Source organism: Streptomyces sp. AcH 505 (assembly GCF_000818175.1).
Taxonomy (GTDB): domain Bacteria; phylum Actinomycetota; class Actinomycetes; order Streptomycetales; family Streptomycetaceae; genus Streptomyces.
Genome location: NZ_JTIY01000001.1, coordinates 4,933,435 through 4,948,741 on the forward strand (window position 1 = coordinate 4,933,435; position 15,307 = coordinate 4,948,741).

The following is a 15,307-nucleotide window of genomic DNA, read 5'->3' on the forward strand; positions in this document are numbered from 1 at the left end:
CCCCGGCCGCCAAGGCCCCGCCCGTGCCGCCCACGCCCGTCACCGCCCCGAAGCCCGGTCCGGCCACGCCCGCGCGCTCCGGCGGCTCGTCCAACCGCGTCAGGGCCCGGCTCGCCAGGCTCGGCGTGCAGCGCTCGTCCCCGTACAACCCGGTGCTCGAACCGCTGCTGCGCACGGTCCGGGGCAACGACCCCAAGATCGAGTCCGCGACGCTGCGCCAGATCGAGAGCGCCTACCAGGTCGCCGAGCGCTGGCACCGCGGCCAGAAGCGCAAGAGCGGCGACCCCTACATCACCCACCCCCTCGCCGTCACGACGATCCTCGCCGAGCTGGGCATGGACCCCGCCACCCTGATGGCGGGCCTGCTGCACGACACGGTCGAGGACACCGAGTACGGCCTGGACACCCTGCGCAAGGACTTCGGCGAGCAGGTCGCCCTCCTCGTCGACGGGGTCACCAAGCTGGACCGGGTCAAGTTCGGCGAGGCCGCGCAGGCCGAGACCGTACGCAAGATGGTCGTCGCCATGGCCAAGGACCCGCGGGTCCTGGTCATCAAGCTCGCCGACCGGCTGCACAACATGCGCACGATGCGGTATCTCAAGCGGGAGAAGCAGGAGAAGAAGGCCCGCGAGACGCTGGAGATCTACGCACCGCTGGCCCACCGGCTGGGCATGAACACCATCAAGTGGGAGCTGGAGGACCTCGCCTTCGCGATCCTCTACCCCAAGATGTACGACGAGATCGTCCGGCTCGTCGCCGAGCGGGCCCCCAAGCGCGACGAGTACCTGGCCATAGTGACCGACGAGGTGCAGTCGGACCTGCGGGCGGCCCGGATCAAGGCCACCGTCACAGGCCGGCCGAAGCACTACTACAGCGTCTACCAGAAGATGATCGTCCGCGGCCGGGACTTCGCGGAGATCTACGACCTGGTCGGCATCCGTGTCCTCGTCGACACCGTCCGCGACTGCTACGCGGCGCTCGGCACCGTGCACGCCCGGTGGAATCCGGTGCCGGGGCGGTTCAAGGACTACATCGCGATGCCGAAGTTCAACATGTACCAGTCGCTGCACACGACGGTCATCGGCCCCAACGGCAAGCCCGTCGAGCTGCAGATCCGCACCTTCGACATGCACCGCCGCGCCGAGTACGGCATCGCCGCGCACTGGAAGTACAAGCAGGAGGCCGTCGCCGGGGCGTCGAAGGTGCGCACCGACGTGCCCAGGTCCACCAGCAAGGTCGGCGGCCAGGACACCGTCAACGACATGGCGTGGCTGCGGCAGTTGCTCGACTGGCAGAAGGAGACCGAGGACCCCAGCGAGTTCCTGGAGTCGCTCCGCTTCGACCTGTCGCGCAACGAGGTCTTCGTGTTCACGCCGAAGGGCGACGTGATAGCGCTGCCCGCGGGCGCGACGCCCGTCGACTTCGCGTACGCCGTGCACACGGAGGTCGGCCACCGCACCATAGGAGCGCGGGTCAACGGGCGGCTCGTACCGCTCGAATCGACCCTCGACAACGGGGACTTGGTGGAGGTCTTCACCTCCAAGGCGTCCGGTGCGGGACCGTCACGCGACTGGCTGGGGTTCGTCAAGTCGCCGCGGGCCAGGAACAAGATCCGTGGCTGGTTCTCCAAGGAACGCCGTGACGAGGCGATCGAGCAGGGCAAGGACGCCATCGCCAAGGCGATGCGCAAGCAGAACCTGCCGATCCAGCGCATCCTCACCGGCGACTCGCTGGTCACGCTCGCGCACGAGATGCGCTACCCCGACATCTCGTCGCTGTACGCGGCGATCGGCGAGGGCCATGTCGCCGCGCAGGGCGTCGTCCACAAGCTGGTGCAGGCGCTCGGCGGCGAGGAGGCCGCCAACGAGGACCTCGCCGAGAGCGAGCCGCCCTCGCACGGCCGCAGCAAGCGCCGTAAGAGCGCCGACCCCGGGGTGGTCGTCAAGGGCGTCGACGACGTGTGGGTCAAGCTCGCGCGCTGCTGTACGCCGGTGCCGGGAGACCCGATCATCGGCTTCGTCACGCGCGGCAGCGGCGTCTCGGTGCACCGCGCCGACTGCGTCAACGTCGACTCACTGTCCCAGCAGCCCGAGCGGATCCTGGAAGTCGAGTGGGCGCCCACCCAGTCGTCGGTGTTCCTGGTCGCCATCCAGGTCGAGGCGCTGGACCGCTCCCGGCTGCTGTCGGACGTCACGCGCGTCCTGTCCGACCAGCACGTCAACATCCTGTCGGCGGCCGTCCAGACCTCCCGCGACCGGGTGGCCACCTCGCGCTTCACCTTCGAGATGGGTGACCCGAAGCACCTCGGGCACGTCCTGAAGGCCGTACGGGGCGTGGAGGGCGTCTACGACGTCTACCGCGTCACCTCGGCCCGCAGGCCGTAGCGCCCACCAGCCGAACACGAAGGCGGCCCCGGAGCTTCACGCTCCGGGGCCGCCCTCGCACATCTGGGACCTCGCGTCAGCCGCCGAACTCCTGCAAGCCCTTCAGCGCCTGGTCGAGCAGCGCCTGCCGGCCCTCCAGCTCCTTGGCGAGCTTGTCCGCCCGGGAGTTGTTGCCCTGCGCGCGCGCCGCGTCGATCTGCGTACGCAGCTTGTCGACGGCGGCCTGCAGCTGACCGGTCAGACCCTCGGCGCGGGCCCGCGCCTCCGGGTTCGTCCGGCGCCACTCGTTCTCCTCGGACTCCTGCAGCGCCCGCTCCACGGTCTGCATCCGGCCCTCGACCTTGGGCCTGGCGTCGCGCGGCACATGCCCGATCGCCTCCCAGCGCTCGTTGATGGCACGGAAAGCGGCCCTGGCCGACTTGAGATCCTTCACCGGCAGCAGGCGCTCGGCCTCGACGGCCAGCTCCTCCTTGAGCTTCAGATTCTCGGTCTGCTCGGCGTCCCGCTCGGCGAAGACCTCGCCGCGTGCGGCGAAGAAGACGTCCTGGGCACCGCGGAAGCGGTTCCACAGGTCGTCCTCGGCCTCGCGCTGGGCGCGGCCCGCCGCCTTCCAGTCCGTCATCAGCTCGCGGTAACGCGCCGCCGTGGCACCCCAGTCGGTGGACCCGGACAGCGCCTCGGCCTCGGTGACCAGCTTCTCCTTGGCCTGCCGTGCCTCCTCGCGCTGCGCGTCGAGCGCGGCGAAGTGGGCCTTGCGGCGCTTGGAGAAGGCGGAGCGCGCGTGCGAGAAGCGGTGCCACAGCTCGTCGTCGGACTTCCGGTCCAGCCTCGGCAGGCCCTTCCAGATGTCCACCAGCGCCCGCAGCCGCTCACCGGCGGCCCGCCACTGGTCGCTCTGCGCCAGCTCCTCGGCCTCGACGACCAGCGCCTCCTTGGCGACCTTCGCCTCGTCGGTCTGCTTGGCGCGCTGTGCCTTGCGCTCCTCACGGCGCGCTTCGACCGTCGCGACCAGGCCGTCGAGGCGCTGCCGCAGCGCGTCGAGGTCACCCACCGCGTGGTGTTCGTCGATCTGCCCGCGCAGATGATCGATGGCCGCCGTCGCGTCCTTCGCGGACAGGTCGGTGGTCTTCACCCGCTTTTCGAGCAACCCGATCTCGACGACCAGGCCCTCGTACTTGCGCTCGAAATAGGCCAGGGCCTCGTCCGGAGAGCCGGCCTGCCAGGATCCGACGACCTGCTCGCCCTCGGCCGTACGCACGTACACGGTGCCTGTCTCGTCGACACGGCCCCACGGGTCGCTGCTCACAGCGCCTCCTCCACCTGATGCCCGCCGGGGAGTTGGCCCCCGGGCATCGTCCACAGTTTCCTGGGGCGGGCAGCGCCCGCCCTGCACAACGCCAATCTAAGTGACAGGGCGACCGGCTGTCCGCACTCAGCACGGCTGAAATTCGGCTGGTTACGCCTTGTCGACGGTGGCCTTCGAGATGGTGACGGCCTTCTTGGGCGCACCGTCACCGCTGCCGCCGGTGACGCCGGCCTTCGCCACGTCCTGCACGGTCTGCAGACCGGCCGCGTCCATCGTCCCGAACGGGGTGTACGTGGGCGGCAGCTTGGTGTCCTTGTAGACCAGGAAGAACTGGCTGCCACCGGTGTGCGGCTGGCCGGTGTTGGCCATCGCGACCGTCCCCGCGGGGAAGGTCACCGTGCCGTCGGCAGCGGCCTTGCCGAGCGCCGTGAGGTTCTCGTCGGGGATGGTGTAGCCGGGGCCGCCCGAGCCGTCGCCCTTCGGGTCGCCGCACTGGAGCACGAAGATGCCGGACGTCGTCAGCCGGTGGCACTTCGTCTTGTCGAAGTACTTCTTGTCGGCGAGCGCCTTGAACGAGTTGACGGTGTGCGGGGTCTTCGCCGCGTCCATGGCGATGGCGATGTCACCCTGGTTCGTCTTGAGCGACATCGTGTACTTGGCCGTCTTGTCGACCGTCATCTTCGGTTCGGGCGGTGCGCTCTCGCTCGCCGAGGGGGACGGCACGGGCGACGGCGGCGCCGACGGCTTCGCCGCCGTGTCGCTCTTGTCGTCGTCCGACAGGCCCACCGACGCGTACGCGGCGCCGCCGGCCAGCACCACCACGGCCAGCACGGAGGCGATGACGATGTTGCGCCGCTTCGCCTTCCGCCGTGCCTCGGCCCGGCGCTGCTGCTGGCGCTCGAACTTCTTGCGGGCGAGTTCCCGCCGCCGCTGGTCGTTGTTGGCCACCGGGTCTTCTCCTCGTGGGTCGGCATGATCGTCGGCATGTCACAGGACTAGCCCCGTACGGTATATGGGTTAGCTGTGGAATGAGCAGCGCCGGTAGGCTTTGATCTGCCGCGATCTCCTCGCGGGCACGGACCTGCCGGACAACAAAAAGGGACGATTGTGCTCATTGCCGGGTTCCCCGCCGGGGCCTGGGGGACCAATTGTTATCTGGTCGCCCCCGCCGCGGGCGAGGAGTGCGTGATCATCGACCCGGGCCACCAGGCCGCCCAGGGCGTCGCCGACGCGGTGCGCAAGCACCGGCTCAAGCCGGTCGCCGTCGTCCTCACGCACGGCCACATCGACCATGTCGCCTCGGTCGTCCCCGTCTGCGGTGCCCATGACGTACCGGCCTGGATCCACCCCGCCGACCGCTACATGATGAGCGACCCCGAGAAGGGGATCGGCCGCTCGATCGGTATGCCGCTCATGGGCGAGCTGACCGTGGGGGAGCCGGACGACATCAGGGAACTGACCGACGGCGCACGGCTGCGGCTGGCGGGGCTCGACCTCGCCGTCTCGCATGCGCCCGGCCATACCAAGGGGTCGGTGACCTTCGGACTGCCCGAGGACACGGCGGGGGACATCCCGCCGCTGCTGTTCTCCGGTGATCTGCTGTTCGCCGGCTCCGTCGGACGCACCGATCTGCCCGGCGGCGACCAGGCCGAGCTGTTCGAGTCGCTGGCCCGCGTGTGCCTGCCGCTCGACGACTCGACCGTGGTGCTGTCGGGCCACGGCCCCCAGACGACCATCGGCCAGGAGCGCACCGCCAACCCGTATCTGCGGGAAGCGGCGACCGCCGGCGACGGCGGAGCGAGCGCCCGGCCGCTACGAGGAATGTGACGCAGCGATCCCCATGAGTACTTTCCAGGCCCCCAAGGGCACCTACGACCTGCTCCCGCCCGAGTCCGCGACGTTCCTCGCGGTACGCGAGGCGATCTCGGCGCCGCTCAGGAACTCCGGCTACGGCTATGTGGAGACCCCCGGCTTCGAGAACGTGGAGCTGTTCGCGCGCGGTGTCGGCGAGTCCACCGACATCGTCAGCAAGGAGATGTACGCCTTCGAGACCAAGGGCGGCGACAAGCTCGCGCTGCGCCCCGAGGGCACGGCTTCCGTGCTGCGCGCCGCGCTGGAGGCCAACCTCCACAAGGCGGGCAGGCTGCCGGTCAAGCTCTGGTACTCCGGCTCGTACTACCGCTACGAGCGCCCGCAGAAGGGCCGCTACCGGCACTTCTCCCAGGTGGGCGCCGAGGCGATCGGCGCCGAGGACCCCGCGCTCGACGCCGAGTTGATCATTCTGGCCGACCAGGCGTACCGCTCGCTCGGACTGCGCACCTTCCGCATCCTGCTCAACTCGCTGGGTGACAAGGTCTGCAGGCCCGTCTACCGCGAAGCGCTCCAGGGCTTCCTGCGCGGACTCGACCTCGACGAGGAGACCCGCCGCCGGATCGAGATCAACCCGCTCCGGGTCCTCGACGACAAGCGCCCCGACGTGCAGCGTCAACTCGCCGAAGCGCCGCTGCTCCGCGACTATCTGTGCGACGCGTGCAAGGCGTACCACGAAGAGGTGCGCGAACTGCTGGGCGCTGCGGGCGTCGCGTACGAGGACGACGCGCGGCTCGTCCGCGGCCTCGACTACTACACCCGCACCACCTTCGAGTTCGTCCACGACGGTCTCGGCGCGCAGTCGGCGGTGGGCGGCGGCGGCCGTTACGACGGGCTCTCCGAGATGATCGGCGGCCCCGCGCTGCCGTCGGTCGGCTGGGCGCTGGGTGTCGACCGCACGGTCCTGGCGCTGGAGGCCGAGGGCATCACGCTCCAACTGCCCTCCGCCACCAGCGTGTTCGCGATCGCGCTCGGTGAGGAGGCGCGGCGCGTGCTGTTCGCTGCCGTCACCGAACTGCGCAGGGCGGGGATCGCCGCCGACTTCAGTTTCGGCACGAAGGGACTGAAGGGCGCCATGAAGGACGCCAACAGGTCCGGCGCCCGCTACACGCTCGTGGCGGGCGAGCGCGATCTCGCCGACGGCGTGGTCCAGCTCAAGGACATGGAGAGCGGCGAGCAGGGGCCCGTCGCGCTCGGCGACATCGGTGCGGAGCTGGCTCGCCGGCTCGGCCGGTAACAGCGCTCAGGACGTTGTCCTTATCTCCGGCGAACAGTGGTCCTGGGGGCGGGTGCGGCACAATGAGCCTGCCCCCGCAGGCCACTGAAACGTATGGAAAGCGATATGACGAGTACCGCGCTGGACGATGTCTCCTCCTCCGAGCGGGACGAGGGTGACTCCGCCCGCACGATCGGCGGCAGCCGTGCCTTCGGGCTGCTGCTGATCATCACGGGCGCCGCGGGGCTGCTGGCCGCCTGGGTCATCACGCTCGACAAGTTCAAGCTGCTCGAAGACCCCGGCTTCACGCCCGGGTGCAGTCTCAACCCCGTCGTGTCCTGCGGCAGTGTGATGAAGAGCGCACAGGCGGCGGTCTTCGGCTTCCCCAACCCGATGCTCGGCCTCGCCACGTACCCCGTCGTGATCGGCATCGGCCTCGCCGTGCTGGCGGGCGCCCGGTTCCGCGGCTGGTACTGGCTCGGGCTGAACTTCGGCGCCCTCTTCGGTGTCGGGTTCTGCACCTGGCTCCAGTACCAGTCGCTGTACAGCATCAACGCCCTGTGCCTGTGGTGCTGCCTCGCCTGGGTCGGTACGACGGTCCTGTTCTGGTACGTGACGTCGCACAACGTCCGCGCCGGGATCCTGCCGGCGCCGTCCTGGCTGCGGAGCTTCTTCGGCGAGTTCACCTGGGTGCTCCCGGTGCTGCACCTCGGCATCATCGGGATGCTCATCCTGACCCGCTGGTGGGACTTCTGGACCAGCTGACGGCTGCCCGACCGGTCCCATCACGCTGTCGGTGGCCTGACATAGGCTTCACATGTGGAGCCCGACCTCTTTACCGCAGCGGCGGAAGACCGCCAGGAGAAGGATCCGTCCAGCAGCCCCCTGGCCGTACGGATGCGTCCGCGCGTCCTCGACGAAGTCGTCGGCCAGCGCCATCTGCTCAAGCCCGGATCACCGCTGCGCCGCCTGGTCGGCGAGGGTACGGGCGGTCCCGCAGGACCCTCGTCCGTGATCCTCTGGGGCCCGCCCGGCACCGGCAAGACCACCCTGGCCTACGTCGTCTCGAAAGCGACCAACAAGCGTTTCGTGGAGCTGTCCGCGATCACCGCGGGGGTCAAAGAGGTCAGGGCCGTCATCGACGGCGCCCGCCGCGCCTCCGGTGGCTACGGCAAGGAGACCGTCCTCTTCCTCGACGAGATCCACCGCTTCAGCAAGGCCCAGCAGGACTCGCTGCTGCCCGCCGTGGAGAACCGCTGGGTCACGCTCATCGCGGCCACCACCGAGAACCCGTACTTCTCGATCATCTCCCCGCTGCTCTCCCGGTCGCTGCTGCTCACGCTCGAACCGCTCACCGACGACGACCTGCGCAGCCTGCTGCGCCGCGCGCTCACCGAGGAGCGGGGTCTCGGCGGCGCCGTCACGCTCCCGGACGACGCGGAGGCGCATCTGCTGCGGATCGCCGGCGGTGACGCACGGCGCGCGCTGACCGCGCTGGAGGCGGCGGCCGGCGCCGCGATCGACAAGGGCGAGGCGGAGATCACCCTCGGCACGGTCGAGGAGACGGTCGACCGCGCCGCGGTGGCGTACGACCGCGACGGGGACCAGCACTACGACGTGGCGAGCGCGCTCATCAAGTCGATCCGCGGCTCCGACGTGGACGCGGCACTGCACTACCTGGCCCGGATGATCGACGCGGGGGAGGACCCCCGGTTCATCGCGAGACGGCTGATGATCTCGGCGAGCGAGGACATCGGCCTTGCCGATCCGGCCGCCCTGCCGCTCGCCGTCGCGGCGGCCCAGGCCGTCGCCATGATCGGCTTCCCCGAGGCGTCCCTCACCCTCAGCCACGCCACCATCGCCCTCGCCCTCGCCCCGAAGTCGAACGCGGCGACGCTGGCGATCGGCGCCGCCCTCGAAGACGTCAAGACGGGGGTGGCCGGGTCGGTGCCGACGCATCTGCGCGACGGCCATTACAAGGGCGCGGCCAAGCTCGGCCACGCACAGGGCTATGTGTATCCGCACGACGTGCCGGGCGGGATCGCCGCCCAGCAGTACGCGCCGGAGGGCGTCCAGGGCAAGCGGTACTACGAGCCGACCCGCTACGGCGCCGAGGCGCGGTACGCCGACGTCGTGGAGAAGGTGCGCGAGCGGCTGCGCGGGGACGGCTCCTGACCTGCCGGACAGGCGCTAGTGCGACGCGTCGAAGAGGGTGTGCATCGCCCGGCGCAGTCCGTTCACGTCGGCCACCGGCTCGGGGAAGTCGAAGCGCGCGTCGAAGCACTGGACGCCGGTGAAGCGCACCCGCAGTCCGAACCGGTCCAGCGCGACGGGCACGGCGGCGGAGCCGGCGGTCGAGGCACCGGCCCGTTCGCCGAGCAGTTCGCGCAGCCGCCGGACCTCGGCGCCGTGGGCGCTGTGCAGATGCTGGAGCAGCTCGGCCTCGTGCTCGACCAGCGGGTCGGCCTCGGCTGCGGCGAACTCCTCGGGCTCGACGGACTCGGCGCCCCACAGGTCGTCCACGCAGGCCTCGCCCACTTCGAGCCGGAGCGTGGCCTGGCCGGGTTCCGCTCGTCCCGGCACCCGGGTCAGCCAGCCGGAGACCCAGGCCCTGCCCCTGATCCGGTGCGGTACGGAGACGGGCGCGACATCGGTGATCTCCAGCACGGCGGACAGCTCGTCGTCCTGCGCGTGGGCGGCTGCGCGTACGGCGGGGGAGTCCGCGGCGAAGACGAGGAACACGTCACCTTCGGGCCCCACCACGCGGGCATCCGGCATCAACTGGAGGGGTTTGGCGCCTTCAAGCCCTGGAATGAGCAGCACCGACGAGCATGTACTCTGTACGAGAGTTCGTGTGCGCTCGGCTGCTGACGGCATCCGGGCGATTTCAAGCCCGCTGGGACGCGGCTGACCATGAGCTGATCGGACCTCCGTCGATTCGGTGCCCTGTGCGTCGAGGCTGTCTGTGATGCGCGTGGTGTTCCCAGGGCGAGACATGCGATCTCCTTTGAGTAAGGTGAGCCTAACCTAACCTACAACGGAGGTCTGGAGAACGTGCCTAACCAGTCGCGTCCCAAGGTCAAGAAGTCGCGTGCGCTCGGTATCGCGCTGACGCCGAAGGCTGTCAAGTACTTCGAGGCCCGTCCCTACCCGCCGGGTGAGCACGGTCGCGGACGCAAGCAGAACAGTGACTACAAGGTCCGTCTGCTGGAGAAGCAGCGCCTGCGCGCCCAGTACGACATCAGCGAGCGCCAGATGGCGCGTGCCTACGACCGCGCCCGCAAGGCCGAGGGCAAGACGGGCGAGGCGCTCGTCGTCGAGCTGGAGCGCCGTCTCGACGCGCTGGTCCTGCGTTCGGGCATCGCCCGCACCATCTACCAGGCCCGTCAGATGGTTGTCCACGGCCACATCGAGGTCAACGGCAACAAGGTCGACAAGCCGTCGTTCCGCGTCCGTCCCGACGATGTCGTGATGGTCCGCGAGCGCAGCCGCGAGAAGGTCCCCTTCCAGGTCGCGCGCGAAGGTGGCTACGACACCGACGGCGAGACCCCGCGCTACCTCCAGGTCAACCTGAAGGCGCTGGCGTTCCGCCTGGACCGCGACCCGAACCGCAAGGAAATCCCGGTCATCTGCGACGAGCAGCTGGTCGTCGAGTACTACGCCCGCTGACCCGGCCGTAGCTCACCGCGCGTCTGCCCGCCGTTCCCCGCCGCTTCCGGCGCGGGGCCGGCGGGCTTCGGCGTACCGGACCCGCGCCACGCGGACCCGCCCCCGCGCCGCCGACAATCCGGTTCAGGGGGACAGGCCCGGCGCGATAGGGTCGGACCACGATTTTCGGGGCACGATTTTCCGAGCAGAGAGCGGTGCGGTGTGACCGGTGGAGAGGTTGCCGGGCTCCTGGTGGCCGTGTTCTGGGCGATCCTGGTCTCCTTCCTCGCCGTGGTACTGGTGAGGCTGGCCCAGACGCTCAAGGCGACCACCAAGCTCATGGCGGACGTGACGGACCAGGCGGTGCCGCTGCTCGCGGACGCCTCGGCGACGGTGCGCTCGGCGCAGACCCAGCTCGACCGGGTCGACGCTATCGCCACCGACGTCCAGGAAGTCACCTCCAACGCGTCCGCGCTCTCCTCGACGGTCGCCTCGACCTTCGGCGGGCCGCTGGTCAAGGTCGCCGCCTTCGGCTACGGAGTACGACAGGCCATGAGCCGCAAGGGCGCACCGGCCGGCGGCGAAGCCCCGGCCGACCGGGCCCGGCGCACCGTAGTCGTCGGCCGTACGGTTCCGTCGGCCAGGCGCAGGAAGAAGAAAGGCTGACGCAGCCATGTTCCGCCGTACGTTCTGGTTCACAGCGGGCGCAGCAGCCGGCGTGTGGGCCACCACCAAGGTCAACCGCAAGATCAGGCAGCTGAGCCCGGAGAGTCTCGCCGCGCAGGCGGCCAACAAGGCGCTCGTCGCGGGCCACCGGCTCAAGGACTTCGCCGTCGACGTCAGGACCGGCATGGTCAGGCGCGAGGCGGAACTGGGCGAGGCGCTGGGCATCGACGCGTCCGCCGCACCCGAACTGCCCGCCCCGCGCCGCGTCGTGGCCATCGAACAGGACGAGCCCGGCGGCCGCCGCGGCACCACGTACCCCTACAACTCGCACAACCGGAATGAGGACCACTGATGGAGTCGGCTGAAATCCGCCGCCGCTGGCTGAGCTTCTTCGAGGAGCGCGGGCACACCGTCGTCCCTTCGGCGTCGCTCATCGCGGACGACCCGACTCTGCTCCTCGTCCCGGCAGGCATGGTGCCGTTCAAGCCCTACTTCCTCGGCGAGGTCAAGCCGCCCGCCCCGCGCGCCACCAGCGTGCAGAAGTGCGTGCGGACCCCCGACATCGAAGAGGTCGGCAAGACCACCCGGCACGGCACGTTCTTCCAGATGTGCGGCAACTTCTCCTTCGGCGACTACTTCAAGGAAGGCGCCGTCGAGCTGGCCTGGGAGCTGCTCACCCGCCCCCAGGCCGACGGCGGTTACGGACTCGACCCCGAGCGGCTCTGGGTGACCATCTACCTGGAGGACGACGAGGCCGAGCGGATCTGGCTGGCCAAGACGGACGTGCCGGCCGAGCGGATCCAGCGGCTCGGCAAGAAGGACAACTTCTGGTCCATGGGCGTGCCAGGACCCTGCGGCCCCAGCTCCGAGATCCACTACGACCGCGGTCCCGAGTTCGGCGCCGCCGGCGGACCCGCCGTCAACGACGAGCGGTACGTGGAGATCTGGAACCTGGTCTTCATGCAGTACGAGCGCGGCCCGGGGCAGACGAAGGAAGACTTCGAGATCCTCGGCGACCTGCCCTCGAAGAACATCGACACCGGACTCGGCCTCGAACGCCTCGCCATGATCCTGCAAGGCGTGCAGAACATGTTCGAGATCGACACGTCGATGGCGGTCATCGCCAGGGCCACCGAGCTGACCGGCGTGCGCTACGGCGCCGACCACGGCTCGGACGTCTCGCTGCGCGTCGTCACCGACCACATGCGTACGTCCGTGATGCTCATCGGTGACGGCGTCACCCCCGGCAACGAGGGCCGCGGCTACGTGCTGCGCCGCATCATGCGCCGCGCCATCCGCAACATGCGGCTGCTCGGCGCCACGGGCCCGGTCGTCGCCGACCTGGTCGACGTGGTCATCGAGACGATGGGCGAGCAGTACCCGGAGCTGCGGACCGAGCGCAAGCGCATCGAGACCGTCGCCCTCGCCGAGGAAGCCGCCTTCCTCAAGGCCATCAAGGGCGGCACCAACATCCTCGACACCGCCGTCACCGAGACCAAGGCCGCCGGCGGCAAGGTGCTCGCCGGCGACAAGGCGTTCCTGCTCCACGACACCTGGGGCTTCCCGATCGACCTCACCCTGGAGATGGCCGCCGAACAGGGCCTGTCCGTGGACGAGGACGGGTTCCGCCGGCTGATGAAGGAACAGCGCGAGCGCGCCAAGGCCGACGCCAGGTCCAAGAAGTCCGGCCACGCCGACCTGTCCGCCTACCGCGAGGTCGCCGACAAGAGCGGTGTGACCGAGTTCACCGGCTACACCACCGCCGAGAACGAGTCGACCGTGGTCGGCCTGCTCGTGGACGGTGTCCCCTCACCGGCCGCGACCGAGGGCGACGACGTCGAGGTCGTCCTCGACCGCACCCCGTTCTACGCCGAGGGCGGCGGCCAGCTCGCCGACCAGGGCCGGATCAGGGTCGACACCGGCGCCGTCATCGAGATCAGGGACGTCCAGCAGCCGGTCCCCGGGATCTACGTGCACAAGGGCACCGTCCAGGTGGGTGAGGTGACGCTCGGCTCGTCCGTGCACGCCGCCATCGACACCCACCGGCGCCGGGCCATCGCCCGCGCCCACAGCGCCACCCACCTGACCCACCAGGCGCTGCGCGACGCGCTCGGCCCGACGGCCGCCCAGGCCGGTTCCGAGAACTCGCCCGGCCGGTTCCGCTTCGACTTCGGTTCGCCCGCCGCCGTACCCGGCACGGTCCTCACCGACGTCGAGCAGAAGATCAACGAAGTGCTCGCCAGGGACCTCGACGTACAGGCCGAGGTCATGTCCATCGACGACGCCAAGAAGCAGGGCGCCATCGCCGAGTTCGGCGAGAAGTACGGCGAGCGGGTCCGCGTCGTGACCATCGGCGACTTCTCCAAGGAGCTGTGCGGCGGCACGCACGTGCACAACACCGCCCAGCTCGGCCTGGTCAAGCTGCTCGGCGAATCGTCGATCGGCTCCGGGGTCCGCCGTATCGAGGCCCTGGTCGGGGTGGACGCGTACAACTTCCTCGCCAGGGAGCACACCGTCGTCGCCCAGCTCCAGGAGCTGGTCAAGGGCCGCTCCGAGGAGCTGCCCGAGAAGATCTCCGGGGTGCTCGCCAAGCTCAAGGAAGCCGAGAAGGAGATCGAGAAGTTCCGCGCGGAGAAGGTGCTCGCCGCCGCCGCTGGGCTTGCCGCCAGTGCCGTGGACGTACGCGGTACGGCGCTGGTCACCGGACAGGTCCCGGACGGCACGTCGGCCGACGACCTGCGCCGGCTCGTCCTCGACGTACGCGGCCGGATCCCGAACGACCGGCCCGCTGTCGTGGCGCTGTTCAGCACGGCCGGCGGCCGTCCGCTGACGGTCATCGCCACCAACGAGGCCGCGCGCGGACGCGGGCTCAAGGCCGGCGAGCTGGTGCGCGCCGCCGCCAAGACCCTCGGCGGCGGAGGCGGCGGCAAGCCGGACGTCGCGCAGGGCGGTGGGCAGAACCCGGCCGCCATCGGCGACGCCGTGGCCGCTGTCGAGCGCCTCGTCGCAGAAACGGCCTGACGGCCGATGAGACGAGGACGTCGTCTCGCGATCGACGTCGGGGACGCCCGGATCGGGGTCGCCTCGTGCGACCCCGACGGGGTCCTCGCCACCCCGGTGGAGACCGTGCCGGGACGTGATGTCCCGGCCGCCCACCGGCGGCTGCTCCAGCTCGTGCAGGAGTACGAACCGATCGAGGTGCTGATCGGGCTGCCGCGCTCCCTGAACGGCGGCGAGGGCCCGGCGGCGGCGAAGGTCCGGATCTTCGCCCAGGAGGTCGCACGGGGCGCCGCTCCCGTACCGGTACGGCTGGTGGACGAGCGGATGACGACGGTGTCGGCGGCCCAGGGCCTGCGCGCGTCCGGCGTGACGTCCAAGAAGGGCCGGTCGGTGATCGACCAGGCGGCTGCGATCATCATCCTGCAGAATGCCCTTGAGGCTGAACGAGCCTTGGGTAAAGCTCCGGGCGAAGCCGTCGAAGTGGTCATCTGATCGCGATACGGTAACGTTCCGCGCGATGCGGCGGTGTTCGAACAGCTGCCGCACAACAAAGAGGCCCAACGGACGCCGTGCCGAGTGCTCGCAAGCCGTTGCCTCGCGGCTCTAGGGGATCGATGACTGACTATGGCCGGGGCCCCGGCTCCGAACCGTGGCACCCCGAGGATCCCCTGTACGGGGACCAGGGATGGGCAGCGCAGCAGGCCGCCGACGGCCAGGCCCCGTACGGCGGCCAGCCGCAGCAGCAGTACCCGCAGCAGCCGGTTCAGGGGCAGCAGACGGCAGGCCAGGGCCAGTACGCGGCCGGCCAGGACCCGTACCAGCAGCAGTACCCCCCGCAGCAGTACGCCGACCCGCAGTACCAGCAGCAGTACCCGCAGGCCCAGGCTCAGTACCAGCAGCAGCCCCAGCAGCCCCAGCAGTACGGCGGGCAGCAGCAGTACAACGACCCCCGGTACAACAACGCGCAGCAGCCGCAGCAGCCGCAGGCCCAGCAGTACGACGCGCAGCACCAGTACACCGATCCCCAGTACAACGACCCGCAGTACCAAGGCGGTTGGGACACCGGGCAGCGGGCGGCCATGCAGTACGGCCAGCAGCCCCCAGGTGGCTACGGCAACCAGGGCGACACCGGGCAGGGCAACGGCTACCCGCAGAACCCCGACTACTACGCCGCCCCCGAGGGCTACCCGCAACAGCAGCCGCCGGGCCAGCAGCAGC

General features: G+C 70.0%; 13 protein-coding genes and 1 pseudogene. 11 read left to right on the forward strand and 3 right to left on the reverse strand.

Annotation, left to right across the window (positions count from 1 at the left end; translation table 11 throughout):
- The coding region (locus tag HY68_RS22565; RefSeq protein ID WP_041991619.1) for a bifunctional (p)ppGpp synthetase/guanosine-3',5'-bis(diphosphate) 3'-pyrophosphohydrolase at positions 1-2,384 on the forward strand (2,384 nt) is incomplete at its 5' end.
- Positions 2,385-2,460: 76 nt separating this feature from the next.
- On the opposite strand, the gene HY68_RS22570 is transcribed toward HY68_RS22565, so the two are convergent.
- Positions 2,461-3,690 (reverse strand): DUF349 domain-containing protein, encoded by a 1,230-nt coding sequence (locus HY68_RS22570; protein ID WP_041991621.1) that lies wholly within the window; start codon positions 3,688-3,690, stop codon positions 2,461-2,463.
- A gap of 150 nt (positions 3,691-3,840) precedes the next feature.
- A complete protein-coding gene (locus HY68_RS22575) occupies positions 3,841-4,638 on the reverse strand; it encodes a peptidylprolyl isomerase (RefSeq protein WP_041991623.1) in 798 nt (265 codons plus the stop codon).
- Positions 4,639-4,797: 159 nt separating this feature from the next.
- On the opposite strand from HY68_RS22575, the gene HY68_RS22580 reads away from it, so the two are divergent.
- The 4 genes from HY68_RS22580 (at position 4,798) to HY68_RS22595 (ending at position 8,950) form a co-directional block, all read left to right on the forward strand.
- Positions 4,798-5,517 (forward strand): MBL fold metallo-hydrolase, encoded by a 720-nt coding sequence (locus HY68_RS22580; protein WP_041991625.1) that lies wholly within the window; start codon positions 4,798-4,800, stop codon positions 5,515-5,517.
- Positions 5,518-5,530: 13 nt separating this feature from the next.
- Positions 5,531-6,796 carry a histidine--tRNA ligase gene (gene hisS / locus HY68_RS22585; protein ID WP_041991627.1) on the forward strand — a complete coding sequence of 422 codons (1,266 nt, stop codon included), beginning with the start codon at positions 5,531-5,533 and terminating at the stop codon, positions 6,794-6,796.
- A gap of 105 nt (positions 6,797-6,901) precedes the next feature.
- Positions 6,902-7,540, forward strand: a complete 639-nt coding sequence (locus HY68_RS22590; RefSeq protein ID WP_041991628.1) for a vitamin K epoxide reductase family protein — start codon at positions 6,902-6,904, stop codon at positions 7,538-7,540.
- Positions 7,541-7,594: 54 nt separating this feature from the next.
- Positions 7,595-8,950 carry a replication-associated recombination protein A gene (locus HY68_RS22595; protein ID WP_041991629.1) on the forward strand — a complete coding sequence of 452 codons (1,356 nt, stop codon included), beginning with the start codon at positions 7,595-7,597 and terminating at the stop codon, positions 8,948-8,950.
- A gap of 15 nt (positions 8,951-8,965) precedes the next feature.
- On the opposite strand, the gene HY68_RS22600 is transcribed toward HY68_RS22595, so the two are convergent.
- Positions 8,966-9,652 carry a DUF2470 domain-containing protein gene (locus HY68_RS22600; RefSeq protein ID WP_041991630.1) on the reverse strand — a complete coding sequence of 229 codons (687 nt, stop codon included), beginning with the start codon at positions 9,650-9,652 and terminating at the stop codon, positions 8,966-8,968.
- Between the two features lie 177 nt (positions 9,653-9,829).
- Here HY68_RS22600 and rpsD point away from each other — a divergent pair, with 177 nt between their 5' ends.
- The 6 genes and pseudogenes from rpsD to HY68_RS45410 all read left to right on the forward strand — a co-directional run.
- Positions 9,830-10,444 carry a 30S ribosomal protein S4 gene (rpsD, locus tag HY68_RS22605; protein WP_041991632.1) on the forward strand — a complete coding sequence of 205 codons (615 nt, stop codon included), beginning with the start codon at positions 9,830-9,832 and terminating at the stop codon, positions 10,442-10,444.
- Positions 10,445-10,645: 201 nt separating this feature from the next.
- On the forward strand, positions 10,646-11,089 hold the full coding sequence (locus tag HY68_RS22610) for a DUF948 domain-containing protein (protein ID WP_041991634.1): 444 nt from the start codon (positions 10,646-10,648) through the stop codon (positions 11,087-11,089).
- 7 nt (positions 11,090-11,096) lie between these two features.
- Positions 11,097-11,441, forward strand: coding sequence for a DUF6167 family protein (locus HY68_RS22615; protein ID WP_041991636.1), 345 nt, complete (start codon positions 11,097-11,099; stop codon positions 11,439-11,441).
- Positions 11,441-14,110 carry an alanine--tRNA ligase gene (alaS, locus tag HY68_RS22620; RefSeq protein ID WP_041991638.1) on the forward strand — a complete coding sequence of 890 codons (2,670 nt, stop codon included), beginning with the start codon at positions 11,441-11,443 and terminating at the stop codon, positions 14,108-14,110. Before HY68_RS22615 ends, alaS begins: the two co-directional genes overlap by 1 nt.
- A 6-nt stretch (positions 14,111-14,116) precedes the next feature.
- Entirely contained in the window at positions 14,117-14,581 is a 465-nt protein-coding gene (ruvX, locus tag HY68_RS22625; RefSeq protein WP_041991640.1) for a Holliday junction resolvase RuvX, read from the forward strand.
- Positions 14,582-14,703: 122 nt separating this feature from the next.
- Positions 14,704-15,307: pseudogene (locus HY68_RS45410) on the forward strand (hypothetical protein); the annotation flags it as partial.

Excerpts from the sequence above, each read along its gene's own strand:
- alaS (WP_041991638.1), top strand. The coding sequence starts at position 11,441 with ATGGAGTCGGCTGAAATCCGCCGCCGCTGGCTGAGCTTCTTCGAGGAG.
- HY68_RS22615 (WP_041991636.1), top strand. The coding sequence starts at position 11,097 with ATGTTCCGCCGTACGTTCTGGTTCACAGCGGGCGCAGCAGCCGGCGTG.
- HY68_RS22590 (WP_041991628.1), top strand. The coding sequence starts at position 6,902 with ATGACGAGTACCGCGCTGGACGATGTCTCCTCCTCCGAGCGGGACGAG.
- ruvX (WP_041991640.1), top strand. The coding sequence starts at position 14,117 with ATGAGACGAGGACGTCGTCTCGCGATCGACGTCGGGGACGCCCGGATC.
- HY68_RS22600 (WP_041991630.1), bottom strand. The coding sequence starts at position 9,652 with ATGCCGTCAGCAGCCGAGCGCACACGAACTCTCGTACAGAGTACATGC.
- hisS (WP_041991627.1), top strand. The coding sequence starts at position 5,531 with ATGAGTACTTTCCAGGCCCCCAAGGGCACCTACGACCTGCTCCCGCCC.